This is a genomic window from Paenibacillus sp. FSL P2-0136 (genome assembly GCF_037975325.1).
GTDB lineage: Bacteria > Bacillota > Bacilli > Paenibacillales > Paenibacillaceae > Paenibacillus_AQ > Paenibacillus_AQ silagei.
Genome location: NZ_CP150244.1, coordinates 333,331 through 350,931 on the forward strand (window position 1 = coordinate 333,331; position 17,601 = coordinate 350,931).

At 54.3% G+C, this 17,601-nt stretch carries 12 protein-coding genes and 1 pseudogene; 9 read left to right on the forward strand and 4 right to left on the reverse strand.

The window, feature by feature from the left end; translation table 11 throughout:
* Positions 1-306: 306 nt before the first annotated feature.
* The 5 genes from NYE26_RS01415 (at position 307) to folE (ending at position 3,793) form a co-directional block, all read left to right on the forward strand.
* Positions 307-726, forward strand: a complete 420-nt coding sequence (locus NYE26_RS01415; protein ID WP_036723776.1) for a GNAT family N-acetyltransferase — start codon at positions 307-309, stop codon at positions 724-726.
* 204 nt (positions 727-930) lie between these two features.
* On the forward strand, positions 931-1,548 hold the full coding sequence (lepB, locus tag NYE26_RS01420; RefSeq protein ID WP_081751075.1) for a signal peptidase I: 618 nt from the start codon (positions 931-933) through the stop codon (positions 1,546-1,548).
* A 35-nt stretch (positions 1,549-1,583) separates the two neighbouring features.
* Positions 1,584-2,780: a tRNA epoxyqueuosine(34) reductase QueG gene (queG, locus tag NYE26_RS01425; protein WP_339253363.1), complete on the forward strand. Its 1,197-nt coding sequence runs from the start codon at positions 1,584-1,586 to the stop codon at positions 2,778-2,780.
* A 113-nt stretch (positions 2,781-2,893) separates the two neighbouring features.
* A complete protein-coding gene (locus tag NYE26_RS01430; RefSeq protein WP_036723780.1) occupies positions 2,894-3,139 on the forward strand; it encodes a YneF family protein in 246 nt (81 codons plus the stop codon).
* Between the two features lie 60 nt (positions 3,140-3,199).
* Positions 3,200-3,793: a GTP cyclohydrolase I FolE gene (folE, locus tag NYE26_RS01435; protein WP_036723782.1), complete on the forward strand. Its 594-nt coding sequence runs from the start codon at positions 3,200-3,202 to the stop codon at positions 3,791-3,793.
* 605 nt (positions 3,794-4,398) lie between these two features.
* Here the strand turns inward: folE and NYE26_RS01440 are convergent.
* Together NYE26_RS01440 and NYE26_RS01445 are read right to left on the reverse strand one after the other, a co-directional pair.
* Positions 4,399-5,586 carry a Fe-Mn family superoxide dismutase gene (locus tag NYE26_RS01440; protein WP_339253365.1) on the reverse strand — a complete coding sequence of 396 codons (1,188 nt, stop codon included), beginning with the start codon at positions 5,584-5,586 and terminating at the stop codon, positions 4,399-4,401.
* 184 nt (positions 5,587-5,770) lie between these two features.
* Positions 5,771-6,769 carry an alpha/beta fold hydrolase gene (locus NYE26_RS01445; protein WP_245368518.1) on the reverse strand — a complete coding sequence of 333 codons (999 nt, stop codon included), beginning with the start codon at positions 6,767-6,769 and terminating at the stop codon, positions 5,771-5,773.
* 285 nt (positions 6,770-7,054) lie between these two features.
* On the opposite strand from NYE26_RS01445, the gene NYE26_RS01450 reads away from it, so the two are divergent.
* Positions 7,055-7,807, forward strand: a complete 753-nt coding sequence (locus NYE26_RS01450; RefSeq protein WP_036723784.1) for an IclR family transcriptional regulator — start codon at positions 7,055-7,057, stop codon at positions 7,805-7,807.
* Positions 7,808-9,985: 2,178 nt separating this feature from the next.
* Positions 9,986-10,192: pseudogene (locus NYE26_RS01455) on the forward strand (helix-turn-helix transcriptional regulator); the annotation flags it as partial.
* Positions 10,193-10,804: 612 nt separating this feature from the next.
* Here the strand turns inward: NYE26_RS01455 and NYE26_RS01460 are convergent.
* The gene (locus NYE26_RS01460; RefSeq protein ID WP_339249823.1) at positions 10,805-11,998 is read right to left on the reverse strand and encodes an IS256 family transposase; all 1,194 of its coding nucleotides are present in this window, start codon (positions 11,996-11,998) and stop codon (positions 10,805-10,807) included.
* A gap of 394 nt (positions 11,999-12,392) precedes the next feature.
* Here NYE26_RS01460 and NYE26_RS01465 point away from each other — a divergent pair, with 394 nt between their 5' ends.
* Entirely contained in the window at positions 12,393-13,412 is a 1,020-nt protein-coding gene (locus tag NYE26_RS01465; RefSeq protein ID WP_339253368.1) for an ABC transporter substrate-binding protein, read from the forward strand.
* Between the two features lie 94 nt (positions 13,413-13,506).
* Here the strand turns inward: NYE26_RS01465 and acnA are convergent, their stop codons facing one another.
* Positions 13,507-16,251, reverse strand: a complete 2,745-nt coding sequence (acnA, locus tag NYE26_RS01470) for an aconitate hydratase AcnA (RefSeq protein WP_036723790.1) — start codon at positions 16,249-16,251, stop codon at positions 13,507-13,509.
* Positions 16,252-16,560: 309 nt separating this feature from the next.
* On the opposite strand from acnA, the gene NYE26_RS01475 reads away from it, so the two are divergent.
* On the forward strand, positions 16,561-17,589 hold the full coding sequence (locus tag NYE26_RS01475; protein WP_339253371.1) for an amidase domain-containing protein: 1,029 nt from the start codon (positions 16,561-16,563) through the stop codon (positions 17,587-17,589).
* Positions 17,590-17,601 lie beyond the last annotated feature (12 nt).

Genomic DNA, 17,601 nt, shown 5'->3' on the forward strand with positions numbered 1-17,601 from the left:
AAGTATTTTCCCGCCCGCAGCTCACTGAAAGTGTTAAGGCTGTGTTAAACTAGTGAGGCTTCGTAACCGGGACGTTTTGACTACTGTAATCTCCTAATAGATGTTAAATATGAAACTATATTGAATGTAAACGCTTCATATCAAGCGCTTTCAAAAGAAAAATGATGATAACGCGAGAAAAGTGTGCTTTAATAGAGACAAAAGCAGGTATTCCTCGGTTTTTGATGCTTTTTTCCACTTTATGCTGTTATGGAAACTCCTTCTTTTTGTAAAATCATAAGCCATAGAAAAGGGAGACTTGAAAGTATGCACGTTCGTTCCTTTCAATTAAGCGATGTAACTCCAGTGACTGAATTGCTGCAGACCGCATTATCGGAAGAATGTTTCGAGAGCACGATCGAGCCTTTCTCCAGGCAATTGTCATGGGATTCTGATCTCATTGTAGTTGCTGAGGATGAAGGAGAAATCATCGGTGCGCTGATTGGTACGATTGAGAAGAATCACGGCTGTTATTTCCGCATTGCCGTCCATCCGGATTACCGCCGCAGAGGAGTCGGTAAGAGTCTTGTAACGGCTATGGAGAGCAGATTTCAGGCGCGGAAGGTCAGCGGCATTTATGTTGCCGTCGATGAACACAATTCTTTTGCAATGCCTCTATATGAAGCCATGGGTTATGACGAGAACCACATTTTCAAATCCGTGCGCAAGCTGAGCATTGTCGGGTAACTGTTGTTGAACCGCTGCTGTAAGCGGAATCAAAGGTCAGAGTAGAGAACTGTTGCAGGGCGGATACTTTGAATATGGGTATTCCTGCATAGTCTGTTTCATTATACTAAAGCATATCTTCCCTATGTCCATTGCAAATGGGCGGGAGATATGCTTTTCTATTGTTAAGGAACGGATAACCCAATCGAAGCAAGTAGGTGGCCTATGAACCGGGAGCTTGAAGAAGATTTCATGCGGAGCCGCAGACAAAGATACAGATCAGTGACGCATAACAAGTCCAGACAGAAGTCCCGAAGAACATGGATCAAGGATATGCGGGAGTGGATCATTACGGCGGGGATTGTGTTCGCTGTGATGTCGCTGCTTAATATCTATGTGTTCAACGTGTCAACTGTAATCGGCCAATCCATGGAGCCTACCCTCTATCAGGGGGAGAAGCTGATTATTAATAAAATCGCCCTCAGCTTCGGGAATCCGGGCCGCGGGGAGGTTGTCGTCCTTCATGATCCCAGTACGGGACCCAGCCGCAAGGAATATCTGGTCAAGCGGGTGATCGGCATTCCCGGCGACATTATTGAAGTACGGAACCAGCAGCTCTATCTCAACGGCAAGCTGCTGGATGAGCCATATATCGATACATCTATAGAAGATCCCGATTTCAGCAGTCTGACCGTGCAAGCGGGGACCTACTTCGTCATGGGGGACAACCGGCATGCCGGAGCCAGCAAGGACAGCCGTTATTTCGGCGCTGTCGCAGGGGAGAGTATTGTGGGTAAGGTCTCCCTGATCTGGTGGCCTCTCTCTAAGATGAAGGCCCTGTAGAGCAACCTTATTCAATCTATAAAGGAGAGGCGGATATGCATCTCAACATCCAGAAAGGCTACGCTCCGCCTCCTTCCAAATGGGAGGAACTTAAGGCTGAGATTAAGGCGGCTGCAGCTGCGCTCGGTATCGATGATATCGGGTTCACCACTGCGGAGCCGTTTTTATATTTGAAGAACATTCTTCAGGAGCATCGGGACAAGGGGTACGAATCCGGCTTCGAGGAGCCTGACCTGGACAAGCGGACGATTCCCGCCCTCCAGTCCGGGGAGCAGCCGCTCTCCATCATTGCGATTGCCGTGGCCTATCCCTCCAAGATGGAGAATCCGCCCAAATCCGAGCCGGGTGCACGCAGAGGCATTCTGGCCCGCGCCTCCTGGGGCCAGGATTACCATCATGTCCTTCGTGAAGCGCTGGCGAAGCTGGAGAGCTTCATCCGTGAGCGTGTCCCGGATGCTGTGCTGGAGAGCATGGTGGATACGGGAGCGCTGGTAGACCGGGCAGTAGCGGAGCGGGCAGGGATCGGCTTCAGTGCCAAGAACTGTGCGATTATCTCTCCCAAGTGGGGATCATGGATCTATCTGGGGGAGATGGTGACGAATCTCCCGCTCCCTCCGGACCAGCCGGTGCAGGAGGGCTGCGGTGACTGCACGAAATGCATCGATGCCTGCCCTACCGGCGCGCTGGTCGGACCGGGACAGCTCAATGCCCAGGCCTGCATCTCCTTCCTGACCCAGACCAAGGGCTTCCTGAGCGAGAACTATATGACCAAGATCGGGAACCGGCTCTACGGCTGCGATACCTGCCAGATTGTCTGTCCGCAGAACCGTGGCAAGAACTGGAATCACCGCCCGCAGCTCCAGCCTGACCCGGAGGTGGTCAAGCCGCTGCTGCTGCCGATTCTGGACCTCAGCAACCGGGGGTTCAAGGAGAAATTCGGCAGCAGCTCCGCCGCCTGGCGCGGCAAGAATCCGATCCAGCGCAATGCGGTCATCGCGCTGGGTAACTTCAAGGAGGCATCGGCCGTGCCGAAGCTGACTGAGATTGTGCTGAAGGAGACGCGGCCGGTGATGCGCGGGACGGCTGCCTGGGCGCTCAGCCGCATCGGCGGCGAAGAAGCGCTTGCGGCAGTCCAGCAGGCGCTGGAGAGCGAAGCGGACGCTACGGTGCGCGACATGCTGGAGCGGGCCGCAGGCAAGCTGCGCGAGCAGAGAGCAGCGGACGGGAAATGAACCGGCTGCCAGCGGGATTTGCCAATTGCTGTCCAGTTGTTGAAATGCTATGATAGATTCGCGTGCCTGAACAGGGTTATCGCCAGACAATAGAGTACAAAGGTGGATTACAGATGAATATTGCATTGCCTATTATTACGCTTGTGGTAGGTCTGATCGGCGGATTCTTCATCGGCGTATATTATCTGCGCAGACAGATGACAACGATGCAGAATGATCCTGAAATGCTGCAGAAGGTTGCCAAGCAAATGGGGTACAACCTGAACGGGAAGCAAATGCAGCGAGCCCAGCAGATGATGAAGAACGGCAATCCGCCGGGGCGTCCCGCTGCGGGCAAAGGACAGTCCCGCAAGAAGTAATAATGATGATCGTATGAAATAGATAAGAGTCAGCTGCAGGTGCGGAAGGGGGGAGTTTTCATGGGGGGCATCAAGGAGTACAAGAACGGGAAGGTTTCTGTAAACCGTGAGCAGATTGAGTATCATGTAGAGAAGATTCTGGAATTAATCGGTGAGGATACGAGCCGTGAAGGCCTGCTGGAAACACCGGCCAGAGTGACCCGGATGTATGAAGAGATCTTCGGCGGTTATTCCGTTGATCCGCGTGAAGCGCTGGGCGTCACCTTCGACGAGTCTCATGAAGAGCTGGTCATTGTGAAGGATATTGTCTACTATAGCCAATGCGAGCATCACATGGCTCCATTCTTCGGCAAGGTGCATATCGGTTATGTGCCCAGCGGCCGCATTGCTGGACTCAGCAAGCTGGCCCGGCTCGTGGAAGCGGTCAGCCGCCGGTTACAGGTGCAGGAGCGCATCACAGCCCAGATCGCCGACATCATGACCGAGGTGCTGAATCCGCACGGTGTCATGGTTGTAGTCGAAGGGGAGCATCTGTGCATGTGTGCCCGGGGTGTGAAGAAGCCGGGCAGCAAGACGGTTACGATGGCCACCCGCGGCACCTTCCGTGAGGACGCTGCGGCAAGGGCCGAATTCCTGGCCTTGATCAAGGAATAAAGCCGGAGCCGTGAAGGATAAGCTTGCCGGACCGGCCCTGCAAGCGCAAAAGCCCGCCTGCCACTTCAACAGTGGCGGCGGGCTTTTGCGCGCGAAGGTGCGTGGCTCAAATGTATGCGGAAAATAGCATACATTTGCTAGCGCGCAGGCATATGGCCCGAATGTATGCGGAAAACAGCATACATTGTGCTCGCAAGCAGGCACACGGACCGAATGTATGTGAAAAACAGTATACATTTGCTAGCGCGCAGGCATGTGGCCCGAATGTATGCGGAAAACAGCATACATTGTCTCGCAAGCAGGCACACGGCCTAAATGTGTGTGAAGAACAGCATACATTGTGCTCGCGCGAAGGTGTGTGACCCAATACTCCACAGCTTCTAATAAATTTAGAGAAATCCTGCAAGAAGTGCAACAATGCTACTCCATACAAGCAGCCGGTGAGAGTGAACAACCTCAGAATTGGCCAGAGATACGCAGAGATATGCAGAACGCCGCCATGAGAGGGAGAAGTTCATCAGAACGTATGCGAAAGACGAATACAATGTGCAGCGCTGAAGGTGCGCGGGCTTGTTGTATGCGGAAAACGAATACACCACAGAGCCTCAGAAAGGCTGCCAGACCAGCTTGCGGGCAGCCCCGTAGCGCTCGGCGACATAAGGCCAGTTCACGACTCTCCACCAGTCCTGGATGTAATCTGCACGGTTGTTCTGATGCTTGAGGTAATAGGCATGCTCCCACACATCGAGCGCCAGCAGCGGAACGACATCCCATTGGGACAGATTCTGATGCTTCTCAGCCGTCAGAATCTCCAGTCTGCGGCTGCGCGGGCTCCAGACCAGAATAGCCCATCCGCCGCCCTCGACTTTACCCGCGGCCTCAGTGAACTGGGTCTTGAAGGCATCATAGCTTCCGAAGCTGCGTTCTATAGCGTCCAGCAGGGCGCCGGAGGGGCGGCCGCCTCCTTGCGGGGACATGACATTCCAGAAGATCGTATGCAGATAGTGTCCGGCCCCATTGAAGGCAAGCTCCCGCTCCCAATGCTTAACCAGATCATAGTCGCCACTCAGGCGCGCTTCCGCCAGCTTGTTCTCGGCCTTGTTCAGCCCGTCTACATAGCTCTGGTGATGCTTGTCGTGATGAATGATCATCGTCTTCTCGTCAATATACGGCTCCAGAGCATTATAGGCATAAGGCAGAGGGGGAAGCGTATGCCCGCCGATGGGAACCGAGCCTGCCTCGTGGGATTCCCATAACGGAACTGCGAAGCTTCCTGTTCCCTGGAGACTGTCTCCGCCTGCAGCAGGAGCGGGTGAAGGAGCGGGTTCAGCCTGTTCCGGCGGATTCATCCGCAGCATCCCGGGTCCGTAGTCCGCAGGGGTCAGAGCGGCCAGTACAGCGAGGAAGTATTCGGACTCCCGGATGAAGTGCAGCAGCGTGGTTCCCGCCAGGGGGAAGGCATTGACGGCGGCGCTGGCCTCCTTCATGGTCTTCAGGTGCCGGATGAATTCGGAGGACTGGTCGCAGGCGGTGTGCAGCAGCCGCCCGGCTTCGGCAGATGGACTCCCCGGACCGCCTGCGTCCGGTGCCTGGGGACTAGCGAGCAGCTGCTGCGCCGTCTGTTCTGTAGCCAGGAAGACAATGGCCCAGTCCTCCAGCAGCTTTACATAAGGCTCCTCCAGGCGTGGGATGATCTGGATCAGGACCTCGGCATGCTCCTTCTCCTGGTTTTTCCAGAAGGCAATCTCCCCTAGAATCTGTACTGGCGGCGGTGCAACGAATACATATGGCATGACATGCAGTCCTCCCGTCCTAAAGTTTCATCGGTCCATTATATGCCGGAGAGGGACAGCTTATGAGACTGGCCTGCGAGGGGAATTGCGGCGGATTGGAGGTCCTGTACCCCGCACAGTAAAAAGGCATGCACAAAATGTATCACAGGATACATCTGCACATGCCGTAGGTAACGATAAGATGCTATTTGCTTGCGGTGGGGTTGCCTTGGCTCCCGCTGATCTGGGCCAGCTGCACATTCCCGAGAAAAGCGGATACCCGCCGCAGATACTCACGCGGGTGCTCGCGGAACAGCAGCTCATGATGGCTGTCCTCCACGATCCATGAATCCGAATACGGATTACTCTGGTTCGCCGCCAGCTCCTCGGCAATCGGATAAGGTGCCTTATCATCCTTGGTGCCGTGCATGAACAGTACGGGGAACGGATAATCCTCCGATTTGACCTTGGAGTAAGGAATCTGATTCAGTCCTGTGCCGTTCAGCACCGGGAAGAGCATCTCCATAATCTCCAGCGAAGGCTGGCGGGGAAGATTGATGTTCTGCTTGATGTTATGGTACAGGGTGTCCGGCTCCAGCAGGAAGGTGCTGTCCAGAATCATCGCGTCCACATCTTTGGTTACAAGTCCAGCCTGCAGGGCGGTGCCTGCGCCCATCGAGAAGCCCCAGACCACAATCTGGTCTGCCCCCTGCTCCTTGGCGAACTCAATGGCTCCGAGCAGCTGCTGGGATTCTTTTTTGCCGCCGGTTGCGATATCCCTGTCGGTCTTGGAGGCGAAGCCGTAGTCGAACATGACGACATTGAATCTCAGGCTGTGCGCGTAGTGGGCCAGATCATACATGGGAACCCAGCTCTCCTCGCGGTTCGCACCATAGCCGTGACTGAAAACAATAGTTTTGGTGGCTCCTTTGGAAGGAATATACCATCCCTCCATCATCCGGCTGCCGTCCTTGGCAGGGAAGCTGATATCCTCGTAGGCGAGCCCCTTGGCCTGATAAGGATTAGAGTAGAGCGGGGCTACGGTAGGATTCGAGAGTACCCAGGCGATATAGGCATGCAGGGCGATGAAGCAGAATACAAAGAAGAAGAATACGGATAACAGCAGGGCCACAATGATGTGCTTGACGCGTATCATCCGAAGTGGAATTAGTGGTGACGAAGCGGGCTTACCCTCGTTAGGCATACGGGAGACCGGCGCGCCGGGATGACTAGTTGCCAGATTCATAAGGTCCCCTCCTGGAAAGTTTCAAGATTCAGAGCATGAATAGTTCATATATTTAATCGTAAATTTATGCCCTTACAAAGTCAATGGAAATGGTTCTTTTGTAATGTAACTGTAAACTGCGGACGGCTGATTATGGATACGGAATCTGCTGGACTTTATTTAGGCTTTTGCACTAAGATAGGGATATCTTAATAATTATGTAACCGGGTTTCAATAGGTGAAACATGTGAAGGGGAGATCGGGGTGGAAGACCGGAAGCTGACTGTACGCGCCGTAGAACGTGCGCTGGATATATTACTGTGCTTCACTCAGGATAATGATGATTACGACCTTAGTCTGACGGAGATCTCTGCGAAAATCGGCCTGCATAAAAGCACAGTGCACCGCCTGCTGACCACACTGGAGGAGAAGGGCTTCCTGCAGCGGGATGAGGGGACGGACAAATACCGCCTGGGCATCCGCATCTGGGAGCTGTCCACACATCTCCCGACGCTGAACGAGCCGGCGGTGCTTCTGCTGCCCGCCATGGAGCGGCTGCGCGACCGCCTGGGAGAGACGGTCAGCCTGTATCTGCGCGACAATCTGGAGCGTGTGCGCATTCAGGCGGTGCAGAGCCGGCAGGCTATCCGCCGGGTAGCCCAGATCGGGGCAAGGCTGCCGCTCTCGGTAGGCGCATCAAGCAAGGTTCTGGCTGCTTACGCGCCGCCGGAAGTGCAGGTCCGGCTGCTGGCCGACCCCGCATGGCCGGACAGTGTAGACCGCAGCCAGTACCTGGAGCAGCTGAAGGAGATCACCCGCTGCGGCTATGCAACTAGCTTCGAGGAACGGGAGCCGGGAGCGGCAGCCGTGGCTGTGCCCATCGCCGGACGGGCCGGGGGCGTGGTAGCAGCGCTCTCGATGTCCGGCCCGGTCAGCCGTTTGTCGCGGGAGACTCTGGAGGAATATGCTGTCATTTTGGCTGAGGCTGCTGCTGAAATGGGCCTAATGATGGGCTGATCTGAGGCCTCCGGCAGCAGATTTATGAAGGAAAACTTTAGGACATACAGGCTATTCAGTCTTCGTCATTCATTGTATATCTAGTTAAAATGAACTATCATTAGTAATGATTAGCTAAATTAAGAGTGAAGAAATAATAGGAATCCAGGGGCACGAGGTGATGGGATGAAAGTGGCTATACCCGATTCACTGATGGGAGAAATTCAAGAGCTCCAGGATACGTTCGGCTCTGTTACGGGCCAGGCGCTTGTGCTTACGGATCAGGCTGGGAATGTGGTTACCCGCCCTACGCTTTCCGGAATATTCTATCAGAAGATGTTTAAATCTTTACAGGTCATAGAGCGTCCCTTCGAGCCTGCATTGCTCAGAATGGGCCCCTTATCATATCCTGCCGTACTTGAAGAGTGGGTCCCCGGACTGAAGTATGTGGTCAGTCCGCTGGTTCCAGACTATGGGCAGACGTACTATTTATGGTCCGGCTTATATATGGAAGAAGGTACCCGCGGGCTTGTGCTGCAGGCGTTCGAGGCCAAGATGCGGAAACACCCCGACTATGAGATGTTGAAGGATGTACTGGCCGTCATGCCTGAGCTTAGCCGGGAAGGCATCGTCAGCATCAGGGGGAAATTGAGTGTGCTCGGGAATGTGCTCTCCAAATTGCTGGCGGGGTGCGCAGTGAAGCCGCTGGAACAGAGACGCAGCCTGGTGATTACCCAGCTGTTATCCAATCTGGAGAGTGAGTTCCTGAAGATAGAGGTTGTGCTGCAACAGATGGCCGGTATGTTCTCTGATGCGGAGCTGTATGCCTTTGCCCAAGAGGAGGAGGCCGGACAGTTCAAGGTCAAATATTCTGCCGGCAAAGAAGCAGGACTTCTCATGAATGCCGGGTTCCAGCAGGGAGACGGCTTCCTGGGACAGGCAGTTCTGGGCAGGGAGCCCCGGCACTGGCAGGATATTGCCCAAGATCCGAGATCGTTATTCTTCACTCAGCGCGCAATGACGCAGCCGGAATATTTGTCATGCTATCCGCTGAGAATTCACAGCGGGAAGAGGGCATTGCTGCTTGCTGTAGGCTTTGGGAAGAGCCGTCCAATCCAGGATTATGCCCAGTATGAGCAGAATGTTGCTGCGCTCCTGGGCTTATCCGGACGGGGAGAGCAACTGGTGCAGCGCGAAGCCCTGCGCAGGGAAGCCACCCAGCGCTTGAAGGAGGCTGCCCGCCTGCTGCCGCAGGCCGCATCGACTCAGGAGCTGGGCACTGTGCTGCTGGATATGGTAATGGGCATGCCGTTCTTCCCGTCATCGGTGCTCGTATTCTTCGAGGAGCAGCCGGGGGATACCCATTACGCCAAGGGGTGGAGGCCGGAGGAGATTGCGCCGTATGTCCAGGACCTCCAGTCCCGTTACTCCTCGCAGGCCTTTCTCTCTTCTGCGATCATCAACGGGGAGGCCGAGGGGCAGGTCTTGCTCGAATGTCCGCTGATTGCCGAGAAGGTATTCAAGGGCATTCTGTCAGTGGGCTTCAGACGCCGCAGCGAAGCCGAGGAGTGGCTGTCCTTAACCGGCTGTCTCGCCAGTCTGGCGAGTACTTCGATCCGTCTGATCGAGAAGGAAGCCAGACATATGAAGCAGGCAGGGGTCTTCACCGGACAGACACTTCATTATCTCCGGCTCAGTAATCCCGAGCTGCACCGCTTATCGGCAGAGGCTTCTGCCATGGCGTATGAGCTTGCCCGTTATACAGGACTGCCGGAGCGGGAGTCAGAGCAGATGAGAACGGCTGCTCTGCTGGCTCCGTTCAGGCTGGATTTCCTGCAGGGATACGGGTTCTACCCGGAGGAGCTTTCTTTGCTGAAGCAGGTGGACCAGTTTGCTTCGTTCTATTTTCAGATCAATAAGCCTTCGGTCTCTGTCACTGCCCAACTGCTCGCACTGGTGCTTCATCATGCAGGCAAGGGCGCGGATAAGGAGCTGCTGGCGGACACGGATCTGGAGTGGCTGGACCCCTCCCGCTTCAACCTGGATGATCATGTGGTCGGGGAGCTGTACAGTGAGCCGCGCACTACCTTCCAATCCTTCTTGCGCAGCCGCTCGGAAGCGATGTCCGCCAAAAGAGGCGTGTCGGCTGGGAAGCTGCTGAACAGTACGGCACTGAAGACGCCCAAGGAGGAATGGGGAATCTCGCCGCGCGAGGAGGAAGTGCTGGAGCTGATTATTCTGGGCAAGACGAACAAGGATATTGCCAGCGCCTTGTTTATCAGCGAGCATACCGTCAAGAATCATCTGAGCCGTATTTTTAATAAAATGGACGTAACAGACCGCTCACAGATCATAGCACTGGTCTACAAAAGAATATTCGATTCCGAGCGTATCGAGATGTCCTGAAAGCCCTCCTGGAGTCACGATTATTCATTTGCTTATGCCCATAACCTATCTTGCTACTTCTCGCTGAAACGAAGCCGTCCTTACTAAGGACGGTTTTTTTGGATATTACATTTTTATACTTTTATTTATTTACCATATTTCTACAGAAAACCAAACGCAATTGGACTGGACGCGCTGCGTAGGCCAGATGTATTCGAAAAACCGAACACAATTGGACTGGGAGTGCCGTGTAGGCCAGATGTAATCGAAAAACCGAACACAATTGGACTGGACGCGCCGCGTAGGCCGTGTGTTTATCGCAGTGCCAGACGTATTTTCACAGAAAAACCGAATACAATGGGTGCCGCTGCGCGGAGGGAATGGCCCCATGCATCACAGGCAGTAACATTTTAAGAGGAATCCTGCAAAAAGTGCAACAATACTGCCCCAAAGAAGCGTTCTATGCTGAAATCCTGCACGAAATGCAACAAATCCAGCGCTAACTAACTCTAAATACGGTAGCGTCAAGAAGTTTGTGTAAAAGAGTAGAAGTGCCTCCCCCGGGTTACGGGTTGGGATGTAGTGTTTCTGGGGGGAGGGGGAACCCCGACTCCCAGAAACTGGATTTCTCTGTTACGCCTCTTCCGGTGTGGGCAAAGAGGGGTAGCGTGTTTCGAATAGCTCTTTTAGCTTCTTTTTAACGGCATCCACTCCAAAGCCTTGGGCGACCCGCCCTGCATGACGTTCATTGTATTCCAGCATCTCCAGGTACACGATTTTCTCTGCGGCATCCATGTTTGTCAGACTGTTCATCGGTTTCAGACGCTTGCGGATTTCCTTGTTCATCCGCTCGATGGGGTTCGACGTGTAGATCGCTTTACGGATCGACAGCGGATAGTTGTAGAACGTCAGGAGTGTGGATAACTGTTCCTCCCAGGACCTCATTTCCTTCGGATACAGCTTGTTCCACTTCGCTTTGACCGTATCAAAGTTAGCCCGGGCGACCACTTCATCCGGTGCCGTATATACGGTTTTCAACGCCTCCATGACATCGGTTTTGTGCTCCACCCGAATTTTATGAAACGTGGCCCGCACTTTGTGCACTACGCAATGCTGTACATCCGCCTGAGGATAGGTCTCTTTAAACGCCGCATCCAGTCCCGGTAGCCCGTCAAACACACCCAGCAGGACTTCCTGCGCTCCGCGGTCGTACAGGTCTTTGAGTACCTCCCGCCAGCCATTCGAACTCTCTTGGCCACCCACGTAGAACCCGAGAATTTGACGCTGGCCCTCCTCGTCAATTCCCATCGCAAAGTAGACCACTTCACCACGAACCGTGCCCCGTTTCAGCTTCACGTACAGCCCATCTAAATAGATGACGGAGTACCGTTTGCTCAGTGGCCGTTTCTGCCACTGGTGGATATCGTCTAGCACCGTAGCCGTAATATTGCTGACCGTGGTGGGGGAGTAGTGGCTGCCAAACATACTTTCAATGAACCGGGCCACATCCCGCGTACCCATGCCCGATTTATACATTTGGATGACGGCCTCTTCTAACCATCCGTCCCGCCGCTGGTACGGCTCAAACAACTGCGTCTGGAAAAGGCTTTGGCGGTCCCGGGGCACCTGAAGATCCTCGATATGGCCGTATTTCGTGTGTAAGTCTCGCGTATAGTAGCCATTGCGACTATTGCTGGCGCCGGCTTCTTCACTCTCCATAAACCCCTGGATTTCGGCGCGCAACAGGCGTTCCATGTTGTCTTTCACAAAATCTTTAACAAGTTTTTCAAATAGATTATTCAGCGAACTTTCGGGTAAAATATTCATTGGTAGGGTTCCTCCTTGGTGGTTTCGCAATCCCGAGGATACCCTACTTTTTTGGTGCCTGACTAGGCTCCAAATCTTGGTACACAACTTACTTTACGCCATCCTAAATACCGAAAATTCTGCAAAAGATGCAACAATGTATCACAGCCAGTAACATTTTTAGAGAAATCCTGCAAGATGTGCAACAATGCGGATCCAAGCAAGTGGTCGGTGAGAGAGAAAGCCCGGAATTGGCAAGGGATAGGCGGAGCACCGCCCGGATGGAAGAAACACTTCAAAACGTATGCGAAAACCGGCTACAAAAAAGTTCCCGGAGAGTTGTCAGCCTGCCTACTCTGTGATATATTACTAATGATAATGATTATCAATATCATATATACATAGGGGGATTATCTTGCGATACTCTAAACAAAGTCTTGTCCTGATTGTCTTTACTCTCGTCATGGCTGTCCTGCTGGCAGCCTGCGGTTCATCGGGTAATTCCGGCTCTGGCTCCGGGGCAGCAGCGAATGCTCCTGCACCTGCAGCTTCTGAAGCACCCTCTGCTGCTCCGGCTACTGATAAACCCTCCGCTGAAGCAGAGATGGTTACTTTCCAGGATAGCGCCGGTGAGGTTCAAGTGCCTAAGAATCCGCAGAGAATCGTGGATACTACAGCCTTTTATACAGGATATCTTCTGGCGCTGGGTGTGAAGCCGGTAGGAGTCATGCAAGGAGCCAAGGATAGTCCCTATCTTGCAGAAATGCTTGAAGGTGCAGAAGGGCTTGGTGATGATGTCACCCCGGAGAATATCCTGTCCCTGGACCCTGACCTGATTATTGTGTATACCGGCACAGAAGGCATCGATAAGCTGAAGGAAATTGCGCCTGTGGTACAGATTCAGTATGGCGCCAAGAATTATAAGGATCAGATGCTCGACTACGGCAAGCTGGTGAACAAGAATGATGAAGCTAAGGCCTGGATCGCCCAGTGGGAGGCCCGCATTGCTGAGCTGAAGCCGCAGGTACAGGCTGCTGTTGGCAATAAGACGGTATCTATCCTGAATCCATATGCCAAGGGGTTGTATGTCTTTGGGCATAACTATGGCCGGGGCGGTGAGATTCTGTATGGGGAGTTCGGGCTGAAGGCTCCCGCAGAAGCGCAGAAGGAGGCCATCGACAGCGGAACTGGCTGGGCTTCCATCTCCCTGGAGAAGCTGCCGGACTTTGCCGGAGACATTATCTTTACCTGCCCGTGGTCAGGGGATACTACAGACCCGAAGATTGTCTATGACAATCCGCTGTGGAAGGGGCTTCCGGCGGTCAAGGCAGGGAATGTATTCCAGTTGAACCCTGCTGCCGATACGTACAATGACCCGATCTCTCTGGAGAAACAGCTGGATTTCATTACGACCAGCCTGCTGTCAGTCAAATAGGGCATTCCTGAAAAAGACAAAAAGCTGCGCCGGTATCAGACTGAAATCTGATACCGGCGCAGCTTGTATAATGATCTATCCTTATGAAGCCGAATTATTCTACCGGCTGAGCCGCTTCCGAAGCTGTAGCATCTGCCAGCATCTGGCGGAGGACTGTCTGCAGAATACCGCCATTGCGGTAGTAGTCGATGTCTACGGTACTATCGAGACGGGCAATGACCGGGAAGTCGAACTGGGTGCCATCTTCACGGGTAGCAGTGACTGTCAGCTCCTGTCCGGGAAGGACATGGTTGTCAAGACCGGTAATGTCGAAGGTCTCGCGTCCGGTCAGCCCCATGCTGCTCCAGCCATGGCCTTCCTGGAACTGCAGCGGCAACACGCCCATGCCGACGAGATTGCTGCGGTGAATCCGCTCGAAGCTCTCAGCGATGACGGCTTTGACTCCGAGGAGGAGTGTTCCCTTAGCAGCCCAGTCGCGGGAGCTGCCTGTGCCGTATTCTTTACCGGCGATAACGATCAGGTTCTGTCCGGCCGACTGGTACAGCATGGAGGCGTCATAGATCGACATGACCTCATCGCTCGGGAGGAAGGTGGTTACGCCGCCTTCTGTTCCAGGAGCCACTGCGTTGCGGATACGGATGTTAGCGAAGGTACCGCGCATCATCACCTCATGATTCCCGCGGCGCGAGCCGTAGGAGTTGAAGTCAGCGCGTTCCACGCCATGGCCGCGCAGATATTCTCCGGCTGGACCGGAAGTGGAGATATTCCCGGCTGGCGAGATATGGTCGGTAGTGACGGAATCGCCAAGCAGGGCAAGCACACGGGAGCTCTTGATGTCCTTAATGTCAGAGACACCGTCTGCCAGATGCTCGAAGAATGGCGGATTCTGAATGTAGGTAGAGTTGTTATCCCACTCATACAGCTCGCCTTCCGGTACCGGAATGTTATTCCAGCGTTCATTGGCTGTGAATACATTCTCGTATTTGCTACGGAACATTTCCGGACTGAGTGAGAGCGCTACGGCTTCGCGGATCTCGGCTGTAGTCGGCCAGATATCGGCCAGGAAGACAGGCTCACCCTGCGGGTCATAGCCCAGCGGCTCGGTCTTCAGGTCAATATTCACCGTGCCGGCCAGTGCGTAGGCGACAACCAGCGGCGGTGAAGCCAGATAGTTGGCTTTGACCTGGGCATGCACGCGGCCCTCGAAGTTACGGTTCCCGGATATTACGGCGGCAACCGTCATATCATGCTCTGTAATGGCTTCGCTGACTTCATCCGGCAACGGACCGGAGTTGCCGATACAGGTAGCGCAGCCGTAGCCGGCCAGGTAGAAGCCGAGCGCTTCTAGCGGCTTCAGCAGATCTGCCTTCTGCAGGTATTCCGTAACGACCAGCGATCCGGGAGTCAGGCTGCTTTTGACATAGCCCGGTTTGGTCAGCCCGCGTTCTACAGCCTTCTTGGCAAGCAGTCCTGCGCCCAGCATTACGCTCGGGTTAGAGGTGTTCGTACAGCTCGTGATGGCTGCAATGACTACCGCTCCTGTAGAGAGCTTGCTAGTGCTTCCGTTCTTGTGCTGAATCTCAACTTCTTCCGCAATCTTCTCGTCGCTGAGGCCATAGCCGCCCTTGTCGACAGGTGTACGGATAATGCCTTCGAAATTCTCCTTCATATGGGTAAGCTCTACCCGGTCCTGCGGACGCTTCGGTCCGGCCAGGCTGGGAACCACAGAAGCCAGATCCAGCTCAATGACATCGCTGAATGTCGGGTCCGGTGTCTCTGCGGTGCGGAACATACCCTGCGCCTTATAATAATCCCCTACCAGCTCTACCAGCTCATCCGGGCGTCCGGTGCTGCGCAGATAGGCCAGTGTCTCCTCATCTACAGGGAAGAAGCCGACGGTTGCACCGTATTCAGGAGCCATGTTGGCTACTGTCGCCCGGTCTGCCAGACTGATGTTCGCCAGACCCGGACCGTAGAATTCGACGAACTTGCCGACTACGCCTTTTTTGCGCAGCATTTGGGTAACGGTAAGGGCCAGATCGGTAGCTGTAGCGCCTTCCATCAGACTGCCGGTCAGCTTGAAGCCAACGACATCCGGGGTAACGAAATACAGCGGCTGTCCAAGCATTCCTGCTTCAGCCTCAATTCCGCCGACGCCCCAGCCTACTACGCCAAGGCCGTTAATCATTGTAGTATGGGAGTCCGTGCCGACCAGGGAATCCGGGTAGACAACTGTCTCTCCGTCAATGGTCTTGGTGGCCGCAACAGAAGCCAGATACTCCAGGTTCACCTGATGCACAATTCCGGTTGCCGGGGGAACCGCACGGAAATTATTGAAGGCGGTCTGTGCCCAGCGCAGGAAGCGGTAGCGCTCCTCATTACGCTCAAATTCTACGTTCATATTATATTCAAGGGCATCGGCCGTTCCGAACGCATCCACCATAACCGAATGGTCAATAACAAGGTCAACCGGTACAAGCGGGTTGATCTTCTTCGGGTCTCCGCCCGCCTTCTTAACGGTATCGCGCATAGCGGCGAGATCCACAACTACAGGTACGCCGGTGAAATCCTGCAGGACAATCCGGGCAGGAATGAACGGGATTTCCTTATTGCGGTCAATGCCGCCGGACCAGTTGGCCAGCTGCTTGACATGTTCTTCAGTAATTGCCCGTCCGTCATATTGGCGGACAGCCGCTTCGAGTAAGACCTTAATGGAGAATGGCAGGGAGGAAATGTCGCCTGCACCTTGCTCCTCCAGAGCATTCAAATGATAGTAGCGATAAGTTTTGCCACCTGATTTCAGGTTCTTGGCCAATGAAAAATGGTCCTTGCTTGGCATATATGCGCCTCCTCGTTTCATCTGGTGAAACTACATTTCATAATTCCTATACTTTAAGTATAACGTTTACAATGGGGGGAGTAAAGTTTTTTTTGCTCCTTGATGTAAGGTATATTCAGGGTTTCCACGGATGCATAGAACCGCCGGCTCCCTGACTTCCTTGCAGTTAAATCGCTCCCGCTTCCGTATAGGTGCGAGCAATCCTTCATATACATAGGACAGCAGCCATTGTGGCGGTGAAACCGTGAAGGAATATTCTTAGCTTACATCATATACATTCTTATCTGTGAACGAAAGGGCGGAGGATGAATGGAGCAGCAGTGGAAGAAAAGTCTCTATGTCTATGTGGACCAGCTGAACAAGGGGCGGGTTGCACCTGGCGCCGAACCGCGCCATACCACAATTAGGGACCCCCGGTTCCTGGACGAACAGCGCACGCGTTCCCGCCGGATCGCCCAGTGGTACACCCGCCGGGGCATTACTCCGCTGCGCGGGGAGACAGGGGTGCGGACGCTGCGAACCGTGCGGCAGAATCCTGCCGAGGTGGTCGCCGATGTGGCGCTGCACAGCGCCTTCTATTATGAGAAGGGCGGGATGACGCATCGTGAGGATGTAGTGGAGTCGGAGCGACTGACCTTTGTACGTGAAAAAGACGGCTGGGAGATTGTGAACGTGGAGCGCCGTGTGCCTGAGCGGAATGGAGTGCGCAAGGTGGTGGAGAAAGATCCGGCACTGCGGCTCTCGGAATGGGGGGAGGCTCTGCCCGATCCGCGTCCTTCCCAGCCGCTGCTGAACCGCCGTGTCCTGAAGGGCGCAAGCGGCGCAAGGGAGGTGCGGTACCGCAGGGAGGAGGCTGCAGCCTATGCCGACCTCTGGTGGAAGGAGGGGAATCCGGAGTTCGAGATTTTTGAGGTGGACTGCACGAATTATGTCTCCCAATGTCTCTTTGCAGGGGGAGCGCCTATCAACTATACTGGTAAAAGAGAAACGGGCTGGTGGTACAAGGGCTATAATGGAGCCCAGGAATGGTGGAGCTTCAGCTGGGCGGTCTCCGACAGCCTGCAGCGTTATCTGAGCGGGAGCCGTAGCAGCGGGCTGCGGGCGGAGATTGTCGAGCGGCCGGAGCAGCTTCAGCTGGGCGACATTATTCAGTATGACTGGGACGGCAACGGGCATTATCAGCACAGCACGATCGTTACCGCTTTTGATGCTGGCGGGCAGCCGCTGGTGAATGCGCGGACGGTTAGCAGCCGTCATCGCTTCTGGGATTACAAGGATTCCTACGCCTGGACGGACCGGACGGCATATCGTTTTTTTCATATCAATGACTATTTATAGATCAGAAAGAGG